The 773-nt window shown below is 73.1% G+C and carries 1 pseudogene; it reads left to right on the top strand.

From position 1 onward, the window contains the following. Window positions 1-540, top strand: a pseudogene (locus ACSNOH_RS34980) (hypothetical protein); the annotation flags it as partial. Between the last annotated feature and the right edge of the window lie 233 nt (window positions 541-773).

Raw genomic sequence — 773 nt, 5'->3', positions numbered from 1 at the left:
GGCGAGGATGCTGCGGCGGGCGGCGGGACGCGGTACGGGCTGACGGCGCCGGACCGGGTGGGGGCCTTCCGCAGGGACTCACCGCTCGACCGGACCTTCCGGAGGGACCACCTGGAGCGGCTGCGGGCCCTGGGGGTCCATGACACGGGCAGCATCACGGCCGGCTACTCCTCCGCCCGCGGAAAGCTGATGTTCAGCGGCGTGTGGGGGACGGTGAAGAACCCGGAGCGGGCCGTCGACGGCATGTTCGAGGCGATGGCGGAGGACGCGCGGCGGGAGCCGGTGCGGCAGGGCGCACGGGAGGAGGTCGTGGGCCGCCCCGAGCGGGTGAGCGCGGACGGCGCCGTCATGAAGTGCCAGTCGGTGAGCTTCACCCCGGCGGAGGGCGAGCCCGGCGCGTCCCTGACCCTCCCGTACTGCGTCTGGGCCGACCACAGCACGCTGGGTGTCGTGGGCACGGCCCTGGGCGAACGGACGAGCATCCCGGACGCGGCGGAGGCGACGGGGATGCTGCGGCGGGCGGTGCGGACCGCGCGGTGAAGGCGGTGGGGACTGCCCCCGGAGCACAACTGTTCCGAAACCGTTGCCACTCTGCGGTAAGGAGCACCTAAGAGATCCGGAAGGATAGCGGGACTGTCACACGAGTCCCCCCACGGATCGAGAGAGACGCATGAGTTACAACCAGCCGGGCCCGTACGGGCAGCAGCCGCCTCAGCAGCCGGGCCCCTACGCCCAGGGCGCCCCGGCCGGCCAGCCCGGTTACGGTTACCCGC

Origin of the sequence: Streptomyces sp. URMC 127, from assembly GCF_051386535.1 — a bacterium.
Classification (GTDB): Bacteria; Actinomycetota; Actinomycetes; order Streptomycetales; family Streptomycetaceae; genus Streptomyces.
The sequence above is the reverse complement of the archived record's forward strand: the minus strand, read 5'-3'. Positions and strand labels throughout refer to the sequence as shown.